The following is a 24,368-nucleotide window of genomic DNA, read 5'->3' on the forward strand; positions in this document are numbered from 1 at the left end:
GAAATGTAAAATGGTTTTCCCTCTCCTCCCTGATCATACCATTCAGTTTCTTGAATTATTTTTTTAAAATCTTCTTTATTCATTTTAACTTCCTAACAACACCTTTCTCAGCATCTACTTCTACTAAATCACCATCTTTTAAAACTTTCAGAGCAATATTTGTACCAGTAACACAAGGTTTTCCTAACTCCCTTGAAACAATAGCAGCATGGGATGTAATTCCACCATCGCTTGTAACAATTGCTGCTGCCTTTTTCATTAATCCAACATATTCTGGTCTTGTCATACCAGTAACTAATACATCTCCTTTTTTAAATTTTGAGAATTCTTCAACTGTATTCACAATTCTGACTTTACCAGTAGCTTTACCAGGAGAAGCACAAACACCCTTTATCTCAGAAATTTTATCAGGATCCTTCAAGCTCACAACTTTATCAAAATAATATTTTACTTTTTCTCCGTATATAGCCTCTAATTTATTCAAAGTATGAATAAGCAGAAAAGGTTTTTTTCTCTTTTCAACTTCAATAAGAAATTTTTCCTTATCTTTAACAAATTCTTCAACCTCTTTTATATCAAATAACATAATATCTTTAACATCTAATTCATATCTTCTAGAAAACTCTTTTGCAAATCTTGTTTCATAATAAATAAACTTCAGAGCATTCTCTTTCCTTAATTCCTGCCAATAAGAAACAAATACACTTAAATCTGATAAAGACCTTATTGTATTACTAAATCTATATTTATCCAATAACTCTTTCCTTATTTTTTTATTCTCTTTAGATAATTGTCTTTTCTTTTTCTCTAATTCATCTAAATCTTCTTTTAATAATTCTTTTATACCCTCAATCACCATACCAACAGAGTATCTATAACCATACCCCCAGTTCCCTTTAGCATAAAAATATTTATTAATATGCTTCTTAACAATATCTAATCTAACAAACTCTTCAGGATTATCTAATAAATCACTTCCTTTTATTTTTTTAGCTATATCTATAAGCTCAATCTCAAAAAAATTCAAAAAAGAAGCCTTTTCAGGAGAAGTCAATGTAGAATATATTTTAGAAACATCTTTAATCTTTTCTTTTTTACAATAATCTTCTAATTCTTTAATCATTCTCCTCTCTGAACTAAACATGATAGGGTCCATCATCATAGAAATTCGTCTTGATCTAATCAACTGTTGCCATATCCTATTGTGTTTATCCCATAATTCTTCTTCTGTTAATGATTTTAGATCAATTTTCATTAATTCATTAAACATTTGCTGATATTTAGCAGATTCCTTTTCAAATTCAGAAAACCATCTATCAAACTCTTCTTTATTATTCATATAAACAGATAATATCTCTTCAAATAATCTATCCTGATCCTCAACTAAAGTGCACCACTTTGTTTCCCCATTTTTGTAAAAGTTTAATACAAACTTATATTGGTTTTTTAAAAAAGTAATTCCATCTGCCATGGCATGTGCAGCAAGACATATAAGCAAAGGACTAGCTTCTGCATGTTCTTCATACCACCCCTTATCAAAATTCTCTTCAATTAAACTCATTTTATTTTCCTAACAACTCCTTCATCAGTGTCTACTTCTATTAATTCACCATTCTTTAATGCTTTTGTGGCAATTTTTGTGCCAACAATACAAGGAATTCCTAATTCCCTAGAAACAATAGCAGCATGTGAAGTCATACCACCTTCATCTGTTATTATTGCTGAAGCCTTTCTCATAGCAATAACATAATCAGGAGAAGTCATTGGCGCAACTAATATTTCACCTTTCTCCATTCTATCAATATGTTTAGGACTAAGAAGAATTCTTACCTTTCCTTTAACAACATTCTGTTTACCTTTACTAACAACCAACCCTTTAAACTCTTTTAAATTTTTATCAACATGAACCTCAAGATAAGGTTTAACAAGATCATTTGCTTTTTTACCAGCTAAATAATCTACATTTTTATTTTCATTATAATACATCATAAAACCTTTATAACGTGATTTAGCATCTATCCTCTTATCATTTTCTAACAATTCAATAATTTCATAACCGCAATAATAACAAATTTCTTTAAATGAAATCTTTTTCCTTTTAGAAATCTCTTTCATAAAACAACTTATAATATGATTAGCTATAAAGATAAACTGCTTTCTAAAATCCTGCCACCAGACACAATAAGCAAGCTTTTTTGCTATATGAACAGTTTCATCATTAACATTATATTTTTTGATAATGGCTTTTTTCTTTTGTAATATTTTATCAACATAATTATTGATTTCATTAATTTTATTCTTAGCATCCTGCTTTGAAATTTTATCAAGCTCTTTCTTAAAGAAATTAACATCCAAAACCTTTGTAAAACCATAACTATTTCTTAACCAATAATATTTTTGCTGATGTTCTTTTAATTTCTCTTTATTATCTGATAATTTTATCTTCATAAATGCTAATTCTTCAGTCTGAAAAAAAGAAAGATTTTCAGGAGCACTAAGAGCTTCAAAAATTTCAATAAAATTAAACTTATCAAAATCTAATATCTTATTTTTTAATAATCTCTCTCCTCCCCAGTTGCTTAGCTCAGGCAGAATTCCAGTTAACCAAAAATTAAGATGCCCTTTTTCCCATTCAACAAAAAGATTTCTTAATTCACTATAGCTTAAATCAGAAAGACCTTTATTAACCCTAGCTTCAAATTCTCTAAACTTATCTACACTAACCATCCAATCATCAAAAGCTTTTCTAAGAATTTTATCATCCAGAACATGTTTAACAAATAGTTTTTCTCCACTATCTCTTAGCTTTTCATAGTCTGCAATAAAAACAACCTTATCATGTTTAACAAAACCAAAAATATCTGGCCAAGAAACACCTATAAACTTAGGATATTTAACAAAAGCATCTGTGAAAGGATCAACATAAATTGGTCTTCCATCAATAGGCCCCCATTTTAATAGTTCTTGTTTTGGATCTATCATTTTATCTTCCTAACAATTCCCTTTTCAGCATCTACTTCTACTCTATCTCCATTCTTTAAGGAACTTGTAACACCTAAAGCTCCTACAATACAAGGAATTCCCAATTCTCTTGAAACAATTGCAGCATGAGATAATAAACCGCCCTCATTTGTTACAATTGCCCCTGCTTTTTGGCAAGCAACCATTAACTCTGGTGATGTTGTTTCAGTAACTAATATATCTCCTTTATTCATTTCCTGAGTAAGTTTTCTGACTTTGTAAAATTCATAACCATGATTAAATAACTTAACTCTGCCTATAACTTTTCCTTTATTCGCTATTGTTCCTTTCAAAACCTTTTTGGATTTTATTTTTGGAACCATTAAATCAATAATATTCTTATAAATATCATTCTGTAATAATATAACTTTCCCTTTTCCACCCTTTAAAATATAAAAATCCCTTCTTTTATTAAGAGTTTGTTTATCAACAAATTTGCCATCAAACAAACCAATAACCTCATCAGGATCATACTCCACTAAGTCCTCAAAATCAACTGAAAACTGTTTACTTAATATCCTAAGAACTTTATAAATATAAGAATTTGCATCAAAATATACTCTAATAATCTGCTCTTTTCCTGGGTTTTTTAATTTATTAAAATCATCTAAATTACGCTTTAAAACAGAATTTTTTTTAGCCACTCTAAAGGCCATATCAAGATAAAAAAATTCACATTTAACATAAAGAGAAAGAGTTTTACCAGCATGCTTGAAAAAAGTTTTAACATCATTCTTTTTAATTACCTTCTTTTTAGTAATTTTTTCAAAAAATGGAATTGATTCATCAAAATGTTTTTTATATTCATTTAGAAATAAAAGAAATTTTTTCTTATTAGAATAAAACTCAACACCATCATTAAGAGTTTTTTCAAGCATATCTTTTTTAAGAAATGCTGTCCACATATTGTCTTTCCACGTTATTAAGAAATCAATGGTTCTATAATGATACGCAAACATATAAGAAGTAATATAAGGCATTCCTGGACCGCCAAATACTCTTGTATATTGTTTTGGGTTTACTAATCCCATATTATTATCTTTAAGCCCCCAATAAATATAAACTAAAAGCAAAATCAAGAACCAATAATAACCTTATTTGAATAGCTTCTCTTCACTTCTCCTTTCTCATCCTTAAACTTAGCTATTGTAGAAGGCAAAGGCAATTTACCCAAAATACTTAATCTTGATTTTACACCATACTTAATAACAGTTTCTTCTTCTCTATCAAGGTTATTAATAACCCATTTAGCAATAATTCCTCTTTTAGTATGAACAACTTTCTCAGGCTGTAATGTACCAACCCCTTCTTCTTTATCAAAATCAGCTATATCAGGTATTCTATCAATTATAGAAACATTATCAATAGGTTTTTTAGATCTGTTTTTGATATGCAGAATAACCTTGAAATTAGTTATTCCACCTTCTGTTTTAACTATATTTTGAACAGATTTTGTTATAATTACAGGACTTCTAAACTTAAAATAGTAAAAAAAGAACACACCAAGAACAACCAAAACAATAAACAAAGGAATATAATTAGTTTTAACAACAACATTATAGGTTTCCTGTGAATCTAATTTAACTTTCCACCCAAGATACCTCTTTCCATCTTCAACAAAAGACTCTGCTTTTGGATTTGTTCTTGTAAATAAAGCCTTGTAAAAAGGACTTTCAAGTTTAGCAAAACCATCAAACTTAGTATTTCCATCATTCACAAACATTACTCTGTCATATTTACCTAAAACCCTAAAACTAGGATTATGATTATCCACAACACCACCATACTTTAATACCTCATACCCATATGGCGCACTCTTAAGCTCATAAATCTTTTTACCATCTTTTGCAATAACATGTATTCTTAGATTATCCTTAATAGGTGGCGTCCTTTTATCTAATAAAACATTAAATTTCAGTGTTTTTTTATCACTTCCAGAATCTAAAGGACCTAAAGAACTAATAGTAGATTCCCTTATTGCATCGCTCTTAAGCTCAACAGTTATTTCCTCTAAATTTTTTGCATTTCTATTCTCGAGCCAAACAGTTACTTCAAATGGTTCTCTTGGATCAATCTTCTCAGGAACCTTTCCGCTAATACTAACAGCAGGAATATTACCCAAAGAAACAACATTTACAATAATATCATTCTTAAACAACTCTCCACTATCTTCATGCTTTATATTTATTCTTAGAGCATACCTTCCAATTCCAACACCTATTGGTTTTGCAACAAGCAAAACCTCTCTTATTGATTCAGGATATACTTTTACATTATAATCTGAAACAGGTCTTGTCTTAATAAACCACTCCACATATGGTGCTGCTGGTTTTATAGTAAAGACCTCAATAGAGTTTCTAGGATTAGTAATTTTTATCTTGAATTCAGCATTTTCTGAAAAATCAATTTTATCTTTTATAACACTTAACTCAACTTCAAAAGGGGGTTCTACAACTGTCTCATTCTGAGAATAAACAACACTAGAAAAAATTACTAAAAATGTAAAAATAAGCATTATTCTACTCATATATATCCCCACCTCTATACTTTAACCTATATTAAATAACATCTATATATAAATTTTGCTATAACTAACTAACCCTAATAACTCCATGCATGTATGTAAAAACACCATCATTAAAATAATAAGTGCCTTTTTCATCAAAAGTATAACTAAAATTCTCAAAAGGCTCTATCCGAGAACTATAAAACCTTTTATTAGCAGATCTCTCATAAACCAAATAATTCCTATTAGGATCACTATTAACCCAAAAAACAGTTGTTCCAACAGGAATATCCAATTCACTAGGAGAATATTTAGTATCTTTAATATCAATAATCCTAAAATCCTGTTCTGGTTCTTCTATTAGAGCAGGCATTTCCTCAATAATCTCTTTTGCGTTTCTTCCACTACCCCACATAGCTTCTACATCCACAACCTTTTCCCCATTAATATCTTTTAAACCAATATAAGAACCAAAACCAAAGAACAATAGAACAAACACTACCATAAGCACTACATCAACCTCTTTTTTTATTCGCATTACACATATAACAACAAAACAACTATATAAACTTTATCCAAAACACAAACCCCAATTTGATTTATAGGAATGTTTATATAATATATATTCATTACTATCTATTATGGTAGAAACTATCAAGAAAACATTTGATTCTGTACTTCTTTTTTGTAGTGAACAGCCTACACCAACACCGGCACAGTAAGTGCCATCATTGTTCTGATATCTGAATTTATTCTTTAGAACTGAATATTCTTTAAATCAATGGAGGTAAACAAAATGGAACTAGAAAAACGAATAGAAAATGAATATAAAGGGGGACAAACTCTCGGGAACACCGATGGTTGTATTCCTTGTTAAGACTATAGGCATAATTGGAGCAGGTTGTCTTGGACAAGAAGTAATTGATGCACTTTATAACAAAGGACATAGGAACATTATCGCTACGCGTCGCAACCAGGATAAACTAAGATCATTAGGTGAAAAGTACCAAGGAATCCAGACGAGTTCTGATAATAATTATGCTGCTAAGGAATCTGATGTGCTGATTCTAGCTGTAAAACCCCCATTGATTGATACTGTCTCCAAAGAGATAAGTTACTATACTAGTAACAAGCTTGTTATTTCATTAGCAGCTGCAAGAACCATTGAACAAATAGAATATGCGTTTAGTGATGAGTCTGCACGAGTTGCTCGTGTGATAACAGGACTGTTTGTAGCCGAAGAAGTTGCTGCTTACACACTAAGCAATAGATGCATAAATGAAGATGAAAGTGCAATTAGATACATCTTTGGCCAAGATGCTAGATCTATAGAAGAAAATCTTCTTGCACATCGTACATTTATTGCTTGCGACACAGGTTTGATACCTAAATCTATTGGAGAGAAAATGCAAGAACTAGAAAGATTAGGTATTAGTAAAGAAGAATCTAGATTGTTCTATGCTGCAACACTTCATGCAATAGCTAACCACCTAAGTGAAGGCATAAGTGGAGAAGAAATTTACGAGGCAGTAGGGGGAAAAGGTAGTTTTACTCAAAAACTAGGAAATGAACAAGAAGGAATTTACAGACTACAACAAAAACAAGTTACTGAAACAGTAAATGCTTGTTTAGGGAGGAAAGAAAATGGAAGAGATTAGCTATTGAGAATTTCAGAAAAGTTGAATTAAGAAAAAGAATCAATGTAATGTTGCCACTCATTTAAATACACAAAAGAGGCATACAACTATATAAACTTTATCCAAACAATACCCTTTTTGTTAAACTCCTGTTAGTTGCCTTGAGCCGAAGGAGAAAGCGCAGTAGGGTTGAGGAAAACGAAGTTTTCGTGCCTAAAATTAAAAACTTGCGACCTAGCCGTTGATTTATTCAAACCCTTTCTTGAATAATTAATTTTAGTTCATTAACAATGAGATTTATTAGTTCTTTTGATTTTATCTCATTTATCTTTTTTCTAGGGTTCCAGTCTATTCCAGGATTGGTATTCCCTTCAATAAAATATAAATTTCCATTATTACTTCGCATAAAATCCAAAGCGTACAGAGAATGTTTTAAATTCAATTTTGCTTCTAATTTTTTAATTATTTTTCTGGTCATAGTTAGAACGTCTTTATGTATTGTTTTTATGGACATGTAAACCAAATTTCCACCCTGGTGTTCATTGCATTTAAAATTCCCTTTTCTTGCAATTCTTATATATGTCTGTATAATTTTATTGTTTAGTATTATAACTCTCAAATCAATAAGTCCATGATATTTTCCAATACTAAAACCCTTATTGCAATTAATAAATGGTTGGAGTATGTAAGATAATATTTTTCCACTTTTTTTGTCTAATTCATAGTGTTTCATGATATCTTTAAAGCCAAATTTATCAAAATCTACTTTATATATGTTAAAGCCACCTGCACCTGTTTTATCTTTTATTATATAACTATCATTAAAATCAGCTCTATATCTATACCTTTTTAATAATTTATCCAAATTGGTTTTAGCTAGAATTATTTTTCGTTTTGAAGAGTTAATTATTTCTACTGTAGGTATTGCAAATTCTTTAAAATGTTTATAGGTATTTAATTTATTCTGGAAAATATCTTTTATTTTTTCATTATTAAACGTATAAACAGATTTGGAAGATGTGAGCAATTTTAATTTATTTTTTTGTTTGATAGTAAAAGGAGTGAATTTATCAAAAAGGACTCGGGAATATGCTTTACCATAATTTCTAACCCATTCTTTATCATATGTCCAAAAACTCTGAAAAAGACCAGATCCAATAATATCTTTGGATGTTGCAAAAGCGGCCTTAATGCCCATTTTTTTGCATCTTAATAAAAAATAAAGATAGCTATCATTGTAACCCCCTCGCCTGTCTTTGAATGAAAAAGGGAATTTTTCTCTATATTGCTTATCTCTTGCACTATTTGCAAAAGATTCTGAGTAAATTATAATTGCATCATACTGCTTTATTTTAATATCCATACCTATCCTAACTTATATTATTTCATAACTGTAGATAAATCTTTCGATGTAATTGATATGTAATCACATAAGTCGGAGGGGTCTCCTTATAATATTTGCACGAAAATTGAATATAACACCTATTAACGAAGTAAATTCTTTCCCCAGAGCTAATTATAATACTGTAAAACCGTAATATTTATATAGTCATTGTATATACAATAGCAATATGGTAACCGAAATGATAACTGTCAAGCTGGATGATAAATTTTTAGGAGATATAGATTCAGTTGTAAAAAAGGAAGGCTACCAAAATAGAACAGAGTTTATTAGAAATGCTCTAAGAGAGAAAGTTGAGGAAATCAGGCTTAAAAAAGCCATGATAGAACTAGCTCATATAAAAGGGGCAGCAAAGAAGAAAGTATCTGGTAATGATTACGAAAAAGTAAGAATGAAGGCTTTTGAAGAAATCTCCAAGAAACTTAAATGATGTCTTCAGGTTTATTATGCTCTGAGATATCTTCCAGTTCTCTGAAATGTTTATCTCTAGTTATGAGAATAAAGTTATTATCTCTTGCCAGGATAGCATGAAGTACATCTCCTGGTGGAATATCTCGTTCATTAGATATCTTCTTTGCTTCATCACGTTGCTCAGCTGTTGCAACAACTTTCTCTATAATTTTCTCAAATGGTTTCATCATGCCATTAATCTCTGCAATTGAGTAATTCATCTCTAATTCTCTTATTAGGAGATAAGATATGATTAAATTATGGTTCTTTGCTTTAATTAGAGAGAATAATTTAAGGGCAAAATCTCCAAGAGGTTCATTATTATAGCCTTTTCTATCCTCATAGATATCCATCCAGATTGAAGTATCAATATAATATTTTTCTGCCATTTTAATTATTAAAATATATTACTTTTATATAATTTGCTAATAAATTTAATGGTTAAAAATTAAAAGGGTTGCTTGAGTAATATTTCTTATAACATCTGACCCTGTTACCTATTAAACAAAGCAAATTCTTTTTATAGAAGATTTCTTATCCAAAAATTTAAATACAAAGCTATCAACCTAAACATATGCAGAAAAACACCCAAACAAACGAGCAAATACATGAAATATTGTTTGAAAAAGACGATGTAACATGGCAGTCTATAATCTATGAACTAGTAAAATCAGAAAAGATTGACCCATGGGACATTGACATAAACAAATTAACACAAAAATACATAGAAGTAGTTAAACAATTAAAAGAATTTGATTTTAGTATATCTGGAAAAATTCTATTAGCATCAGCTATTTTACTAAGAATAAAATCAAACAAACTAGTTGGAGAAGATCTAGACGAATTTGACAGAATAATTGCAGGCCAGCAAGATGAAGATTTCTTTGAAGATGATTTTAATGAAGCATTAACTAACAGAGAAGAAGGACCACAAACTTTAATCCCAAGACTACCTCAACCAAGAAAAAGAAAGGTTTCTATATATGACCTAATGGGAGCACTAGAAAAAGCATTAGAAGTAAAACAAAGAAGAGTAGTAAGAGATATACCTTCTTTTGATATTGAACTACCAAAGAAAAAATCAAATATAAGCCTGACAATGCAAAGCCTATACCTAAAAATAAGAAAATTCTTTGTTACAGGAAACAAAGAATTAACATTTTCAAAACTAATTCCTTCTGAAACAAAAGAAGATAAGGTTTTAACACTAATACCATTATTACATCTATCAAACAAAAACCAGGTAAATCTTACACAAAAAGAGCATTTCGGCGAAATACTAATAAATCTTAAGACAAATCAGGACATAAACAAAGAATTAGCAGAAGTAAACACTAACTCTTAAATCCAAAGCTTTTTAAACAGTTTTCATATTCTCTGTTAAGTTAAAATGACTGAAGAAAAGAACAAGGAAAAGGAAGCAAAAGCACAGGAGCTCTATATGCAGTTGAATACAATGAATCAACAAATGGTAGAGTTACAAAAGCAAATACAAACTATGGAAGAAACAATATTCGAAGTAAACGAATCTAAAAAAGGATTAGATGATGTTTCTAAATCAGAAAAAGGCAAAGAAATACTTGTTCCTATTATTTCTGGAATATTTGCAAAAGCAGAACTAAAAGAACCAAAAGAATTCATAGTAAATGTTGGTTCAAATACAGCAGTTGTAAAATCAATCGAAGATGTTCAAAAGATTCTAGACAAACAACTAACAGAAATGCAAAAAACCCAAAATACTTTTGTTGATAGTTTAACTCAATTAACAGTTGAAGCAAAAAAAGCTGAAAAAGGACTTAAAGAGCTTATTGAAAAATAAAATGTTTAATAGTTTAAAAGAAAAATTAAAGAAAGCAATTTCTAGATTTTCTAAAAAAGTTGATGAAATAGAAGAACCTGTAGAAGAAGTTAAAGAAAAGCCAAAGCCAGTTGAGAAAAAACCTATTCAAAAACCTAAAAAAGAGAAAAAAGAAAAAGCAATTAAAAAAAAGAAAGAAGAAGTAAAAGAAGAAAAGCCAAAACCTGTTATTGAAAAACCGAAAGAAGAACCAATTGTTGAAGAACCTAAAAAAGAGAAAAAATCATTCTTTGGATTTAAGAAAAAGAAAGAAAAACCAATCGAAGAAAAGAAAGAAGAACCAATTATTGAAGAACCTAAAGAAGAAAAACCTGTTGAAGAAGAAAAAAAAGGAATCTTCAAAAAAATAACAACAAAGAAAATAGATCAAGAACAATTTGAAAAATTATTCTGGGAACTGGAATTGGCTCTAATGGAAAATAATGTTGCTATAGAAATCATAGATAAAATTAAACAAGATCTAAAACAAAATCTTGTTGATAAACCTCTAACAAGAACAAAAATAGATGAAACAATTAAAAATACTCTGAAAAATTCTATAAAAGAAATATTAGAAGTCGATAAAATAAATTTACTTGAAAAAATAAAAGAAAAAAAACCCTATGTAATCTGTTTTGTTGGTATAAATGGTTCTGGTAAAACAACAACAATCGCAAGAATAGCACATCTTTTACAAAAAAATAATATAAGCAGTGTAATGGCTGCTTCAGATACATTCAGAGCAGCAGCAATCGACCAAATACAACATCACGCAGATAAATTAAATGTCAAATTAATTAAACAAGATTATGGATCAGACCCAGCAGCAGTCGCTTTTGATGCAATTAAACATGCAGAATCAAAAAACATAGATGTTGTTCTAATTGATACAGCAGGAAGAATGCATTCTAATGCTAATTTACTGGATGAAATGAAGAAAATAATTAGAGTTGCAAAACCAGATATGAAAATTTTTGTTGGAGAATCAATAACAGGGAATGATTGTACTGAACAAGCTAAAAAATTCAACCAAGCAATTGAAATTGATGGAATCATACTAACCAAAGCAGATGTTGATGAAAAAGGAGGGGCTGCATTATCTGTTAGTTATATAACCAAAAAACCAATCTTGTACATAGGAACAGGCCAAGGATACAATGATTTAAAAGAATTCTCTTCAGACACTATTCTAGATAATCTAGGACTTTAAATACTTCGTTTAATAGTTGTTAAATACAATTGAGAAAAAGGCCTTATCTGTTTTTAAGTCACTTCATAGTGGTAAAAAATAGCAAGATATATATATTAGTTATTGAATTGATCAGTATATGTTAATAGATACACTCACAGAACCAATGTCAGTAGGAGATAGATGGACTATTGAAACTGACAGGAAAAAATCTAAGGAAATGGCAGACGCCCATAAACTTTTCTATGAAGATTTAGTTAATGAAGGTCTATATCATCCAGATACAAAAATTTCCATTGTTGTAAAAGATTTTGAAAGAGTACAAAAATTTCAAGTATATGCTTTAGAAGCACATATGCCAGATTTGATCCAAATTCCAGACGAAAAAGAAATCCTTGCATTAGATGTTAAAACTGACTTGTATAAATTACTATTTCACATGAATCCTAATGTTGAACTAGATGATTTATTGAATCACCCCGTTTTTGAATGTTTAGATTCGATTAAGTATGATGAAAAAACAGATAAAATGTATCTAACAACTTTATTATTATTCATGAGAGCTTTCCCACATAAATTTATTCTAGAACAACACAAAAAACAAACTGGTGAAGACTTAGTACCTTATCATAGAAGAAGTTTATAATTAGGCCTTTTTCTCAACTTCTCCCTCACTTCGTTCGGTCGACCACGTTGCATTCTCGCCTACGGCTCGGGGGTATTTAACAGGATCCGATGTTATACGAAATCGAAAGAAAGACCTAGAATTTATTTCTATGAATTATTTTATTTAGTCTTCTTTTCTGAACATGCAAAACATCATCCATTCTATAGTAGCCTGGTTCACTATCTGTTTCCTCTAGAACTGGTTTTTCTGCAGCATATCCTAATGAAATAACCAAATCAACAAAATAATCACTTGAAACACCAAGCACATTATGGATATCTTCTTTTTCAACAGCACCCATCATACATACTCCAATATTATTTTCATATGCCACTAAAGCAATATTTTGAGCTGCTATACCCACATCATATTTATAAGATTCTCTAGAACCGGTTTTTACAATAATAATAATTAAAGCAGTTGGCTCAAAACCCTTTTTTGCTTTTTTATCACCTGAAATCTCTCCACCAAAATCAATTAAAGGAAATATTTTTTCCAAAACTGATTTATCATCAATAATAATATACTCTAATGGCTGAGAATTTCTTGCAGAAGAACTTACTCTTGCACAATCAACAAATTTTTCCAACAATTTATAGTCTATTTTATCTTGTTTAAACAACCTTGTTGTTCTTTTATGTCTTATTGATTCCTCAATCATCTTACAAAAAATCACTCAAACCCTTTTGCTGTTTTTTTACTTCTACTTCTTCAACAACTCTATCTTTTTCTGAAAAAACAGGAACACCATACTCACCATCATAACCAGGAAGAACTTCAATTTCACCTTTCCTATTTTTAATAATCATCTCAGCTAGTTTAGCACCAACTACCTTCTCAAGTTCTTCTTCAGGAACATGAAGTAAAACATTTAACTCAGTATTAAATTTACTCATCAGACTATTAAACACATCCCAAACTGTTTTTGTTGCAATTCCTTTATTAACCAACTTTGCAATTATCTCTGATAAAGGAATTAATTTCTTAAATTCTTTTGCACCTTCTGGTTTAAAACCAAGTGGCCTGTCAGCTAACTTTTCAACTCTATGCTCAACACCAATTGTTAATGCCTTGCCGCACTTAGGACACAATTTATTTAATTTTGTAGATTGCTCTGGGCTTAAACATACTTTACAATTTCTATGACCATCATAATGATACTTTCCATAAGCAGGATCAACCTCAATTGTTCCTGTTAAACCCTCTTTTGTTCTTAGAGCCTTAATCAAATTATTATAAGTCAATTCTTTTAAATCAAATAGAGTTGATTCCCTCCCAATACGCCAAGGCCAAAAAGAATGAGAATCTGAAGAACTTACTAGAGCAAACCTATCTAATTGTGACAATCTCCAGTTCATTTCAGGATCTGAACTTAAACCAGTCTCTAAAGCATGAATATTCTTTGTCTGATCTTTAAAAGCATCTTTTATAGAATCAAAACCAGACATACTACCCAACAACCCAAACCAAGGGGTCCATACATGAGCAGGAATTACCTCAATATCTTTACTAATGCTCATCATATTTTCAACTAAATCAGGACACGGAATCTTGAATATAGGTCTTCCATCATAATCTATTCTACCTTTCTTGAGAAAATATTCTGTTATTTGATCAACAACATCAAAATTAGGAGCCAAAATAACATTATGTACACGCCTGCCTTTACCACTATCAGTATAAATTAGTGAAACTTCTGTTTGTAAAATAAAAGGCATCCCTGTTTTCGTTTTAAAAATTCCATTCCCATCATCTGTTAATTTTGATTTTAACTCTTTTATCCATTCAGGATGTGTAAAATCTCCTGTTCCTAACAGATTTAATCCTTTTACTTTAGACCATTTTTCTAAATTATCTATATCAAGCTGTTTAGAAGTAGCTCTTGAATATTTTGAATGTAAATGCAAGTCAGCTATTATTTCCATCTAAAACCCCTACAACAACTAGAACAAAGTTATATAAAAACCTTCTCATTATTAAGAAAGTTATTTAAAATCCATTAATATTACACTAAATATGGAGTATTTAGAATTACATATTAGTGAAAGAAATTTTGAAAGATTGATTTTTATCTTTATAATTCTAATTTTAGTTCTTGTTGCTGTTTTTATTCCTTCTAAAAAATGTTCTGAGCAAACATGTAAACAACCACAAATTACAGGAGAAACAGTTAAAGCTATTGAAACAAAAACAGTTGTTGAAGAACCAGAAGAACAACCAATATATTATGTAGATATACAAAACTTTCATTTTGCTCCACAAGAACTTATTATTAAAAAAGATTCTATAGTAATATTTGCAAATAAGGAAACAACATTAGTTCATAAAATATACGAAGTTAAAGGATTATTTCTAGGACCAAGAATGGAACCAATGGAAACATTTAGTTATACTTTTAATCAAACAGGAAACTTCACCCTATTTAGTGTCATGGGCAAAGACAAAGGAACTAAAATGGAAATAAGAGTTATTTCATAATGTTTTCATACCATTAACATAACCCATTTTCTCCCAAAAACCTTCTGCATCAGCTTCTACGCTAATAAGATCCATCTTAGTCATACCAACTCTCCTACAAAACTTAGTTCTTGCATCCTCAAGTTTTCTACCATACCCATTCCCACTATCTCTAACAAAAAGCGCACCAGTATCCGACACCCTTGTTGCAAAATCTAATACAAAAGAATAGTGCAAACCATGATCTGGTAAAAAATACAAACATTCAACACATCCTACTCCTTGTTGTGCTTTTACAACTATAGACTCATCTTGGATTGGTAATCCTTGTTCTGAAAAAAATTCTAGCATAAGATGCTCTAATTCATCAACATCATATCCACTATCTTCTAATAACCAACCCATTTTATTAATGAAATATCGCTTCTATTTAAATTATTTATGTAAAAATTTATATAATCTGTAAAAATTCCAATAACTATGGTTTACAAAGCAGTTATTTTTGATCTTGATGGAACACTGGTTCATACTAAACCAGAATACAGATACAAGATAATAGGACAAACACTTAAAGAACTGGGTACTTCTTCTTCTGATCATCATATCGACAGATTCTGGTTTGAAACAAGAAGAGATGAAATCATAAAAAATCATTTCAAATTAGATCCTGAATTATTCTGGGAAATTTACAGAAAAAACGAAATACCAGAACTAAGAGAAAAATTTACAGAATTATATAAGGATATTGATTTTATAAGAGAATTAAAACAAAAAGGCTTCAAAATAGGAATAGTTACAGGTGCACCATCTCATATTGCACATGTTGAAATTAATATGTTAGGAAAAGAAAACTTTGATGAGATTATAATAACTAATAGGGAAAACAGAGTAGAATACAAACCCCATCCTCAGGGATTATTAGAATGCTTAAATAAGTTAAAAGTTAAAAAAGAAGAAGCAATCTATGTTGGAAACTCTGATGAAGATGTACTAACAGCAAAAAACGCAGAAGTATTTGACGTTTTATTAAACAGAGGAGAACATATCTTCCCAGAAATAAATCCCACATTAACTATCCAATCTTTATACGAATTAAGAAAACTACTTACTTAAGAAAAGTAAATAACATTTAAATACTAATAGATTGACAATATTCCTATGTTACATAAAAGAAAAATAAGCCTATTTGAAAAAATACTACTACTGGTATGTATTTTAGTAATAATCACCGGATATTTCTTTGTTTATGGAATGGTTGCTAAAAAAGGCCTTAGTTGGGATGCTCTACAAACAACCTTTTTATGGCTGATACTAATTGTAACATTAATTCTGGCAATAATAAACGAAAACACAAAAGAAGAGCTTAAGATTATCAACTCTAATCAAGCAAAAGAAATAAAACTATTAAGAGAAGATTTAGCAAGAAAAAGATAATTACTTGCGATAAGAAATCTTTAAAAAAACCTTTTCAATTTTCTTTCTATATAATATACCAACAAACAAGCTATGCCATATAATATATATAACCAAACTAAAGATTATAGGTAATCCATCCTTTACAGGGCTTAACATAAGACCTTCCTGAGCAACCTCAACTGTTTTACTAGTAAAAGATAGAACAAAAACCATAACCAAAGCCAATAAAGGTGGCAAAGATAAGAAAAAACCATAAACCTTCTTTCTCTTTTGAGCAAGATTCCCTTTCATAAAATACCTTAATATAACTTAATATTTAAGTATTTCTGTGTTAAAACAGTTAAATTTATAAGGGAGGAATTATACTTCAACTACCTGATATAACATGGGAAGAATAAAAACACAGCAAATTAAGAGAGTAACCAAGCAATTAATGAAAGAGCATGGTAACGAATTTAAGAAAGATTTCAGTGAAAACAAGAAACTAGTAAGGGATTTTGTAGACGTAAAATCAAAAAAACTAAGAAACACTATTGCAGGTTATGTTACTAGATTGACAAAGACAAGAGAATAAACAACAGACGGGGTGAAGTAAATGGGAGACGACACCACAATTTTTATTGGGAACAAGTCTTTTATGAACTATGTGACTGGAGTTGTACTACAATTTACAACAAAAGGAGCAAAAGAAGTATCAGTGAAGGCAAGAGGAAAGTTTATTTCCAGAGCAGTAGATGTAGCAGAAGTGGCAGTGAAGAGATTTTTAGTAGACCAGATACAAGTAAAAGACATAAAAATTGATTCAGAAGATTTCAAGAACAAAGAGGGAAAACAAGTAAGAGTGTCTACTATCGATGTAGTTCTTGAAAAGAAATAAAAGGATAAAAAATGCAGAAACTGGAAATGTATAAAGTGGAACAGAGTTACTTACAGAGATTTTGGTACTATGTAAAAGAAAACATACGATTTCTAAAATTTTAATTTTTTACATTAAATTTATATATTCATAAATTTATATTTCTGAATGGGCCTATAGCATAACCTGGATTAGTGCTTCCGGCTTCGGACCGGCGGATGGGGGTTCAAATCCTCCTAGGCCCATTAAAACATCAGAAGGCATCAAAATTGATGGAATTGGAAACATAATAAAAATAGAAAATTTAAATTACCTTTATTCAAAGAGATTCCTTCCACAATTAAACTCTTTCCACCCATCTCTCAAAGCAGCAGCACAGGGCTGTACTGATAAGAATTCTCCTTTACAATACCAATTCTGGTATTTTCTATTCTTAGCTTCTTTTGATGGAAGAAAATGTTTTATTCGAACTGGAGCCTGCATGATTATTTCTAAAGATAAATTAAGACCTTCATCTCCTCCATATATATTTCCTTCATATTCAACTCCTTCAACTTCAAATAATCTGGGGTTCATCATATCATATTCATTTATTAATTGTACCCCATTTGGATAAATAATCCTGAAAGCAAAATCATAACCCCAAACCGGATACGTGACTCTCATATCTTCTTCAATAGATTCAACCATAACTTCATAATCTTCATGAGTTAATAGTTCATCAGCATCTAATACTAAAACTCTTTTAGTTTTAACTTTTGAAAGAGAATAATTTCTAGATTGAGCAAAATTATCCCACTCTCTGTGAAAAACTCCTAAATGAGGATATTCCTTATCTAAACTAGATAATATATCTTTTGTACCATCAATTGATCCTGTATCTACAATTACAGCAGCTTCTACATGAGGAAGAGTAGCTCTTAGAAACCTTTCAATTCCACCTGCCGGATTCATAGCTTCATCTCTAATAATTGCTGCTAATGTAGTTTCAGGTAATATGGCATATTCCATAAGAGAAACAGGCTTATTAATATTTATAAATCTTTTGATTTGTAACTACTATTACATAACAAATATAGAAACATTTATAAAGAACAACTCCTTCTTAATCAAAACAATGGATGCAAAATTAATAGAAGAATTAAGGGAACATCATGTAATGCCTCTTGAATTAGATACAACATTACAGGATTTCTATACAAAATGTGGTGTCGATTGGACTCAAGTAGAAACTCATTTCTCACCAGGAGCACCTAAGGAACAAATAGATTTACATGAACAAACAGAAGATATGGTAAGGGGTTTATATAAGTTAGAATTTGAAGGACAAGAAGGAACTCCAGAATATCAAAGACTTGAAACACAAATTAAAGAACTATTACAAGGATTAAAACGGTCACAAATATGTAGGTACTCAAATAATCTGACTCGTATAATAAACACCCTACCTGCTGAAACAGGAACAGGTGGATATGTAAGAGACTCCAGAGCTATGAACCCATAAGATTTCTAAAATTTATCTAAGAGCTCCTAGAACTTCTCCTAGCTTATCAAAATTAGTGCCAAATCCAATCCAATCCTGTTTATTCATAGAATCAAGTATCTGATCATAATAAATTGAAGCTTCTTTAATCAAATCCTTTTGAGATACACCTTCTACAACAACCTTTTTACTAACTGCTTTGCCAAACAAGGCTTCTAAGGCCAGATCAAAACTCTCTTCCATTACAACTCTTTCACCATCCGAAACTAAAATTCTTTTAAGTTGAGGAAGTTGTCCTTGCTCTGATTGTATATACAAAGGCTCAATATATAGAAGACTATTATCAATTGGAATTACAAGTAAATTCCCTCTTGTAACTTGCGAACCCTGCTGTGACCACAAGGTAATTTGCTGGGATATCTCAGAATCCTGATCAAACTTAGCTTCTATCTGTAAAGGACCATAAATTAACTTATCTTTTGGAAATTTATACAATATCAACTTGCCATAATTTGAACCATCTGAACGTGCAGCCATCCATGCAACCATATTATCTTTTTTAATTGGAGTAAAAGTAGTCATTAAAACAAATTCTTCTTCAGTTTCACCAGGCAATTTCATTATAATATAATAAGGATCTACTTTTACCTGCTGACCAACACCATAAATCTCATGAGGAATCTGCCATGCATCTTCTTTATTATAGAAAACAGATATATCATCCATATGATATGTATTATAAATACTTGATTGTATTCTAAACAAATCCTCTGGATATCTTATATGTTTCTTAAGATCCAAAGGCATTGAATCAATCAATCTAAACTGTTTTGGGAATATCTTAGCATATGTAATAATTAAAGGATCCGAAGTATCAATAATATAATATGTAATATCCCCATTATATGCATCAACAACTATTTTCACAGAATTACGTATGTAATTTATAGAACTCTGCTTCTCTGAATAAGGGAAATTTCCAGATAGAGTATATCCATCTACAATCCAAACCAAACTTCCATTATGCAGAACCAAATAAGGATCATCATCCAACCCTATAAATGGAGTAATCTTAGAAATTCTTTCTATTATGTTTCTTCTGAACATAATTTTACTGTCAGATGTTATATCAGATGATAAAAGAAGTTTAACATCTTTGAATTTAAAAGCCATTAGGAATTTTTTCATAGTAGAATCTAACCCAACTCCTCCTCCACCATCATAATTTATGTACTCATTAGTATTCCCTTTTGGATAATCAAATTCATTGGCTTTAGTATTTACTAAAACAAAACCATTATACTTTTCTCCATAATATATCTGCGGTTTATCAATTTTTATATTTAAATCATCAACAGTATAGATGGGGGGAATATCTTTTATAAAGAAATTAGGCAAACCCTCCTTTGTTACTGAATTTACAGGACTCATTACAACTCCAAATCCATGAGTATAAACCATGTGAATATTAACCCAGGTCTTGGCATTCTGTATAATCTGATTTTGATCTAATTCCCTAGGTGCTAGCATAACTTGTGTATACTTTCCATTAATATCATACCTATCAATATCAATTCCAGAAAGGTCATAGTATAATCTTATTTCCTGAGTTTGTTTATAGGTTTTTACTAATGGCCTCCAATCCAAAATCCTTACATTATCAATTGTTTTAGAAGCCTTAGATAATTTATCAGAAGTTAAATCCATCTCAACAGAAAAATCCTTTTCTTCAACATCAGATAATCCATAAGCCATTCTAGTAAATTTAATATTGTTTTCAATATACGGCCTTTCTAAATTTATTTCATTTGGTGTAACAATAAAAGACTGTACTAATCCAGGAATTATTGTTGGACCAACAAATCCAAATATAAGATAGATCAAAACAACATAACCAAGTATATGTCTTTTCTTAAGCTGTTTTGAGAAAAACAACATCCAACCAACAAAAACTAATGCAACAACTATTGCCAAGATCATTAAAATCCTAATAATTGGAAGATAAGCAACAACATCTGCATAACCTGCTCCTACAACAATGCCTTGTTTAGAATACATAACTGAAAATAATGTAAGATAATGCTTAATAGCAAGTAAAATAAAAATTAAACAACCCAAAACAGTTAAATGAATAGTTGAGTTTGCTTTGAATTTTGATAAAACATCTTTGAAATCAAATGAAGGAGAAGAAGGTACTGGTGCTTCAAAATCATGTTTCCCATCTGTCTGCCTAAAATTTATTGGTTTAGTTCCTAAAATAAATGATTGTAAGTAATCAAACAAAACCAAAAGGGTTGTAATCATAACACAAGCCATAACAAATAACCACAATACTGAAAAAAATGGAAGTGAAAAAATATAAAAAGAGACATCTTTCAAAAATATAGGATCCTTTATTGCAAAAGGAACCTGATTAAGATACTGCAGTAACAAAAACCACTGTGAAGAAACAGTTATACCAACAAAAAAAGATAGGATACTAACAATCTTTAATTTAGTCTTAAAAGAAATAATTTTCTTCTTAGCTTCACTAAATTTCGAAGATATCCATAAATTAAATAGAGCAAAGAAAAAAAACACAAAACCACCAACAAAAAACAAAAATACTTTTGATTTAAGACTTATTAAAAAAATAGAAGAAAAACCCAACATATCAAACCACAAATAATCAGTCAAAAGACCAACCAAACCACTGATAAATAAAAAGAACAGGATTAATACTGTAATTACAACATTTAACACCCAATTTTTTTTATTAGCCACAGAACTAAAATATATGTAATCTTTTTAAACCTTTCCTAAAATTTCAAAGGTTTGCCATCAATCTTTATCAGAGGATTCTTAAAAACCTGATCATAATGAATTATTGTCTTGTTTTTGCCGCCAAACCAATAATTAGAGCCAATAGCAACATGTGCAGTTCCATAAGCCTTCTCATCAACAATAGTAGCTCCAATTATTTTTGCTTTAGGATTTGTACCAATCCCAAACTCAGCCAAATATCTAATTCTTTCAGGATATTTTGCTCTATCCTCTGCCTGTTTTAGACTTTCATCTAATAATTTAGCTTCTTCATCACCTTTTATTGCAACAACTTTATTATCCTCAATTATCAAAATAATTGGTTTTTGTATCAAAACAGCATCTTCTGTATTACGAGAACTTCCGTCGATAACAACCTTTCCATTTATATTATATGGTGCAAAATAAACTTCTCCTGCTGGCAAATTTCCACCCATCCCGAATTTTACATACTTTCCATCAGCACTTCTAACATCAACGTTTTTCAAATCAATTGTTAAATCAGTACCAATACGGGTAGTTACTTTCATAACTTTACCAGAAGCAATCTTATGTTTAAGCAATTTATCATCTTTCTGTACTTTTGAATAATCTACAGATAAAGCAGTTATAACACCTTTAACCATAAAAGTATCTATTGAACTTAAACTGATAGTAGATGCAAACTTATGATTATGAGTAGTACAAAACTTCCTAAAACTTTTACCAACATGATCCATCATACCAATCTTTCCAGACATATTAACAATTATTGTACTGTTTATTGGCATATCAAATAATTTCTTAACAATCTTTGTTTCAGCCTTATCTAACCCTCTTTTAGGTTCTTGTAAAACAAGATCAACATCTAATTTAAGCTCTTTTGCTGCTAAATAATAAGAAGCAGTCAACAAAGGAGCAACCCTTCTTGTAGGATAACCAACATCACCAACCAACAAAACCTTTTCTTTACCAACATTCAAACATTGTTTAAGAACTTTAGCAAAATAACCTGAATATTTTTTAGCTAGGTTAAGAATATCCTCGCGTTCTAACCATTCTAGAAACTCTTTTTCTTCCATAATATAATTTAAATATTATTATTATTAAACTTTTCTTTTTTTTAGAATAATTAAATAAATTATAGCTTCTTTTTGATCTTTCCTGTTAAAGAAAAATCTTTGATTTTCTTAGGTTTATGTAAAAATACATTGTATCCTTTTTCATTGTATCGCGGAATGAGATGCCAATGTACATGACATGTTTCATCCATATATATCAAATATACTTTTTTAATTTTTAATGTTTTTATCAACACATTTCTGATATCATCAACTTTATTCATTAAGTACTTATAATCTTTTTTTGATAATAGATGCAAATCTTTAATTGATTTTTTCCAGACAACCACAGTATGACCTTTTACAATTGGAAAGTTAGCAAGACACACATACAATTTCTTATCTTCATAGATAATGGCATCTTTAAATGGTTTAGGTAAATCAGGTTTCATAAATTTATTATAGAAAAGATGTTTATAAAATTATCTATATATTAAAATTGTTCATAAATTACTTTTAAAACATAATTATTCTAAACTTAAGAAATCCATTGTTGGTTTATATCCTTCTTGCAACCAATATCTTGATCTATCTAACATTATATCTGATTCATCTTTATACTGTTGTTTAACACCATCAACCAACAGACGTAGAAACTGATTAAAATTATTAGCTACAACCATAGTCTCTCTTGAATCATGAGCTGTATTTAAAACACGTCCTTGCATAATTAGATATTCTGAATTAACATCAATCGTAATTGGATCACCATTATCAGATGCTATCTCAACAACATCATCACAACCCTCAATCTCTTTTCCACTTTCTGGATTTGTATCATATAATAAGAGATGTTCTTCCAGTTCACTTATACTATGAAAATATATATCTGAAATCTCAGCTCCATTTGAAAATCTTAAAAAAGCTAGATAATCATCTGATATTTCACTCCCTTTTACGGCATATTCCCTCTTAAGAGATTCTATTTCTTCTTCGCTTGCACCAGTATTAAATTTAATATCTTCTCTTTCTGTTTCAAGTTTTCGAAGCTCTGAAAAAATATCATCAATTGAACTATTTTTTACCATGTTATTAAGTATAAAAAGACTAATATATAAATCTTTCGTTTTGTTATTACTTATTAGTAGATATTAAATTTATAAAAACGAAAAAACAATAAATTTAAATATCCAATAATTAATAAAGAACTATATGGGTATATTCAACATTGTCAAAAAAAAGAGGCCTTTAGAAGAAACAGAAGATTTTGAAAGAGATATTCATTCTATAGTAGACTTCTTAGCTCATGTAGGAAGAGACGTAAAAGATCTTTACGAACTAGTCGCTAAAGTAAAAAAAGCAAGAGCAAAAGAAAGATCAGAAGTTGATGGCAAAAAACAAATCAAACTGTTAGAAGAAGAAATAAAGGCATGGGACAAATTCCTTGAAATGTTTGTTATGTTTGATAGAGACATAGACATAACAGGCGAAAGAGTAAAAAAGATTTCTCAAATTCTAAAAGAAGAAGCAAAAACAATGAAAATAGACCAAGACTTACTAAAAAAAATCAACAAAAAAAGAGAATGGGTCTTTAATTGGTAACCA

29 protein-coding genes and 1 tRNA gene are annotated in these 24,368 nt (G+C 29.9%); 14 read left to right on the forward strand and 16 right to left on the reverse strand.

What is annotated here, in order from left to right; genetic code table 11:
• Positions 1-79 precede the first annotated feature (79 nt).
• The 5 genes from CEE44_04815 to CEE44_04835 all read right to left on the reverse strand — a co-directional run bounded on the left by CEE44_04815 (position 80) and on the right by CEE44_04835 (position 6,065).
• Positions 80-1,339, reverse strand: coding sequence for a hypothetical protein (locus CEE44_04815; protein TKJ17951.1), 1,260 nt, complete (start codon positions 1,337-1,339; stop codon positions 80-82).
• A 218-nt stretch (positions 1,340-1,557) separates the two neighbouring features.
• Complete coding sequence (locus tag CEE44_04820) at positions 1,558-2,727, reverse strand: hypothetical protein (GenBank protein ID TKJ17952.1); 1,170 nt, start codon at positions 2,725-2,727, stop codon at positions 1,558-1,560.
• A 251-nt stretch (positions 2,728-2,978) separates the two neighbouring features.
• Positions 2,979-4,052, reverse strand: a complete 1,074-nt coding sequence (locus CEE44_04825; GenBank protein TKJ17817.1) for a hypothetical protein — start codon at positions 4,050-4,052, stop codon at positions 2,979-2,981.
• Positions 4,053-4,096: 44 nt separating this feature from the next.
• Positions 4,097-5,536 carry a hypothetical protein gene (locus CEE44_04830; GenBank protein TKJ17818.1) on the reverse strand — a complete coding sequence of 480 codons (1,440 nt, stop codon included), beginning with the start codon at positions 5,534-5,536 and terminating at the stop codon, positions 4,097-4,099.
• A gap of 76 nt (positions 5,537-5,612) precedes the next feature.
• Complete coding sequence (locus CEE44_04835) at positions 5,613-6,065, reverse strand: hypothetical protein (GenBank protein TKJ17819.1); 453 nt, start codon at positions 6,063-6,065, stop codon at positions 5,613-5,615.
• 283 nt (positions 6,066-6,348) lie between these two features.
• Here CEE44_04835 and CEE44_04840 point away from each other — a divergent pair, with 283 nt between their 5' ends.
• The gene (locus CEE44_04840; protein TKJ17820.1) at positions 6,349-7,185 is read left to right on the forward strand and encodes a hypothetical protein; all 837 of its coding nucleotides are present in this window, start codon (positions 6,349-6,351) and stop codon (positions 7,183-7,185) included.
• A gap of 229 nt (positions 7,186-7,414) precedes the next feature.
• Here CEE44_04840 and CEE44_04845 read toward each other — a convergent pair whose 3' ends face one another.
• Positions 7,415-8,527: a hypothetical protein gene (locus CEE44_04845; protein TKJ17821.1), complete on the reverse strand. Its 1,113-nt coding sequence runs from the start codon at positions 8,525-8,527 to the stop codon at positions 7,415-7,417.
• A 208-nt stretch (positions 8,528-8,735) separates the two neighbouring features.
• Between CEE44_04845 and CEE44_04850 the strand changes: the two genes are divergently transcribed.
• The gene (locus CEE44_04850) at positions 8,736-8,996 is read left to right on the forward strand and encodes a hypothetical protein (GenBank protein ID TKJ17822.1); all 261 of its coding nucleotides are present in this window, start codon (positions 8,736-8,738) and stop codon (positions 8,994-8,996) included.
• On the opposite strand, the gene CEE44_04855 is transcribed toward CEE44_04850, so the two are convergent.
• Positions 8,989-9,405, reverse strand: coding sequence for a hypothetical protein (locus tag CEE44_04855; GenBank protein ID TKJ17823.1), 417 nt, complete (start codon positions 9,403-9,405; stop codon positions 8,989-8,991). The genes CEE44_04850 and CEE44_04855 overlap by 8 nt on opposite strands.
• A gap of 185 nt (positions 9,406-9,590) precedes the next feature.
• Between CEE44_04855 and CEE44_04860 the strand changes: the two genes are divergently transcribed.
• From CEE44_04860 to CEE44_04875, 4 genes are all read left to right on the forward strand, one after another.
• A complete protein-coding gene (locus tag CEE44_04860; GenBank protein TKJ17824.1) occupies positions 9,591-10,361 on the forward strand; it encodes a hypothetical protein in 771 nt (256 codons plus the stop codon).
• Positions 10,362-10,406: 45 nt separating this feature from the next.
• Positions 10,407-10,835, forward strand: coding sequence for a prefoldin subunit alpha (pfdA, locus tag CEE44_04865; GenBank protein ID TKJ17825.1), 429 nt, complete (start codon positions 10,407-10,409; stop codon positions 10,833-10,835).
• Positions 10,836-10,959: 124 nt separating this feature from the next.
• Complete coding sequence (locus CEE44_04870; protein TKJ17953.1) at positions 10,960-12,063, forward strand: signal recognition particle-docking protein FtsY; 1,104 nt, start codon at positions 10,960-10,962, stop codon at positions 12,061-12,063.
• A 118-nt stretch (positions 12,064-12,181) separates the two neighbouring features.
• Positions 12,182-12,688, forward strand: a complete 507-nt coding sequence (locus CEE44_04875; protein TKJ17826.1) for a hypothetical protein — start codon at positions 12,182-12,184, stop codon at positions 12,686-12,688.
• A gap of 115 nt (positions 12,689-12,803) precedes the next feature.
• On the opposite strand, the gene CEE44_04880 is transcribed toward CEE44_04875, so the two are convergent.
• Together CEE44_04880 and CEE44_04885 are read right to left on the reverse strand one after the other, a co-directional pair.
• A complete protein-coding gene (locus CEE44_04880) occupies positions 12,804-13,370 on the reverse strand; it encodes a nitroreductase (GenBank protein TKJ17827.1) in 567 nt (188 codons plus the stop codon).
• A 1-nt stretch (position 13,371) separates the two neighbouring features.
• A complete protein-coding gene (locus CEE44_04885; protein TKJ17828.1) occupies positions 13,372-14,634 on the reverse strand; it encodes a DNA helicase UvrD in 1,263 nt (420 codons plus the stop codon).
• A 91-nt stretch (positions 14,635-14,725) separates the two neighbouring features.
• Here CEE44_04885 and CEE44_04890 point away from each other — a divergent pair, with 91 nt between their 5' ends.
• Complete coding sequence (locus CEE44_04890) at positions 14,726-15,187, forward strand: hypothetical protein (GenBank protein ID TKJ17829.1); 462 nt, start codon at positions 14,726-14,728, stop codon at positions 15,185-15,187.
• On the opposite strand, the gene CEE44_04895 is transcribed toward CEE44_04890, so the two are convergent.
• Positions 15,182-15,571 carry a hypothetical protein gene (locus CEE44_04895; protein TKJ17830.1) on the reverse strand — a complete coding sequence of 130 codons (390 nt, stop codon included), beginning with the start codon at positions 15,569-15,571 and terminating at the stop codon, positions 15,182-15,184. The genes CEE44_04890 and CEE44_04895 overlap by 6 nt on opposite strands.
• Before the next feature lie 75 nt (positions 15,572-15,646).
• Between CEE44_04895 and CEE44_04900 the strand changes: the two genes are divergently transcribed.
• Both CEE44_04900 and CEE44_04905 read left to right on the forward strand, forming a co-directional pair.
• Positions 15,647-16,279 carry a hypothetical protein gene (locus CEE44_04900; GenBank protein ID TKJ17831.1) on the forward strand — a complete coding sequence of 211 codons (633 nt, stop codon included), beginning with the start codon at positions 15,647-15,649 and terminating at the stop codon, positions 16,277-16,279.
• A 45-nt stretch (positions 16,280-16,324) separates the two neighbouring features.
• A complete protein-coding gene (locus tag CEE44_04905; protein ID TKJ17832.1) occupies positions 16,325-16,600 on the forward strand; it encodes a hypothetical protein in 276 nt (91 codons plus the stop codon).
• On the opposite strand, the gene CEE44_04910 is transcribed toward CEE44_04905, so the two are convergent.
• A complete protein-coding gene (locus tag CEE44_04910; GenBank protein TKJ17833.1) occupies positions 16,601-16,873 on the reverse strand; it encodes a hypothetical protein in 273 nt (90 codons plus the stop codon).
• 94 nt (positions 16,874-16,967) lie between these two features.
• On the opposite strand from CEE44_04910, the gene CEE44_04915 reads away from it, so the two are divergent.
• From CEE44_04915 to CEE44_04925, 3 genes are all read left to right on the forward strand, one after another.
• A complete protein-coding gene (locus CEE44_04915; protein TKJ17834.1) occupies positions 16,968-17,156 on the forward strand; it encodes a 30S ribosomal protein S17e in 189 nt (62 codons plus the stop codon).
• A gap of 21 nt (positions 17,157-17,177) precedes the next feature.
• Positions 17,178-17,459 carry a DNA-binding protein Alba gene (gene albA, locus CEE44_04920; protein TKJ17835.1) on the forward strand — a complete coding sequence of 94 codons (282 nt, stop codon included), beginning with the start codon at positions 17,178-17,180 and terminating at the stop codon, positions 17,457-17,459.
• A gap of 149 nt (positions 17,460-17,608) precedes the next feature.
• Positions 17,609-17,683, forward strand: a tRNA-Arg gene (locus tag CEE44_04925).
• 70 nt (positions 17,684-17,753) lie between these two features.
• On the opposite strand, the gene CEE44_04930 is transcribed toward CEE44_04925, so the two are convergent.
• Positions 17,754-18,449 carry a hypothetical protein gene (locus CEE44_04930; GenBank protein TKJ17836.1) on the reverse strand — a complete coding sequence of 232 codons (696 nt, stop codon included), beginning with the start codon at positions 18,447-18,449 and terminating at the stop codon, positions 17,754-17,756.
• 106 nt (positions 18,450-18,555) lie between these two features.
• On the opposite strand from CEE44_04930, the gene CEE44_04935 reads away from it, so the two are divergent.
• Positions 18,556-18,942 (forward strand): hypothetical protein, encoded by a 387-nt coding sequence (locus CEE44_04935; protein ID TKJ17837.1) that lies wholly within the window; start codon positions 18,556-18,558, stop codon positions 18,940-18,942.
• A 12-nt stretch (positions 18,943-18,954) separates the two neighbouring features.
• On the opposite strand, the gene CEE44_04940 is transcribed toward CEE44_04935, so the two are convergent.
• From CEE44_04940 to CEE44_04955, 4 genes are all read right to left on the reverse strand, one after another.
• On the reverse strand, positions 18,955-21,699 hold the full coding sequence (locus CEE44_04940; GenBank protein ID TKJ17838.1) for a hypothetical protein: 2,745 nt from the start codon (positions 21,697-21,699) through the stop codon (positions 18,955-18,957).
• Between the two features lie 20 nt (positions 21,700-21,719).
• Positions 21,720-22,784 carry a hypothetical protein gene (locus CEE44_04945; protein TKJ17839.1) on the reverse strand — a complete coding sequence of 355 codons (1,065 nt, stop codon included), beginning with the start codon at positions 22,782-22,784 and terminating at the stop codon, positions 21,720-21,722.
• Positions 22,785-22,843: 59 nt separating this feature from the next.
• Positions 22,844-23,215, reverse strand: coding sequence for a hypothetical protein (locus tag CEE44_04950; GenBank protein ID TKJ17840.1), 372 nt, complete (start codon positions 23,213-23,215; stop codon positions 22,844-22,846).
• Between the two features lie 75 nt (positions 23,216-23,290).
• Positions 23,291-23,851: a hypothetical protein gene (locus CEE44_04955; GenBank protein ID TKJ17841.1), complete on the reverse strand. Its 561-nt coding sequence runs from the start codon at positions 23,849-23,851 to the stop codon at positions 23,291-23,293.
• 124 nt (positions 23,852-23,975) lie between these two features.
• Here CEE44_04955 and CEE44_04960 point away from each other — a divergent pair, with 124 nt between their 5' ends.
• Positions 23,976-24,365 carry a hypothetical protein gene (locus CEE44_04960; protein TKJ17842.1) on the forward strand — a complete coding sequence of 130 codons (390 nt, stop codon included), beginning with the start codon at positions 23,976-23,978 and terminating at the stop codon, positions 24,363-24,365.
• Positions 24,366-24,368 lie beyond the last annotated feature (3 nt).

It is taken from the genome of Candidatus Woesearchaeota archaeon B3_Woes (assembly GCA_005222965.1).
In the GTDB taxonomy this organism is placed as follows: domain Archaea; phylum Nanobdellota; class Nanobdellia; order Woesearchaeales; family B3-WOES; genus B3-WOES.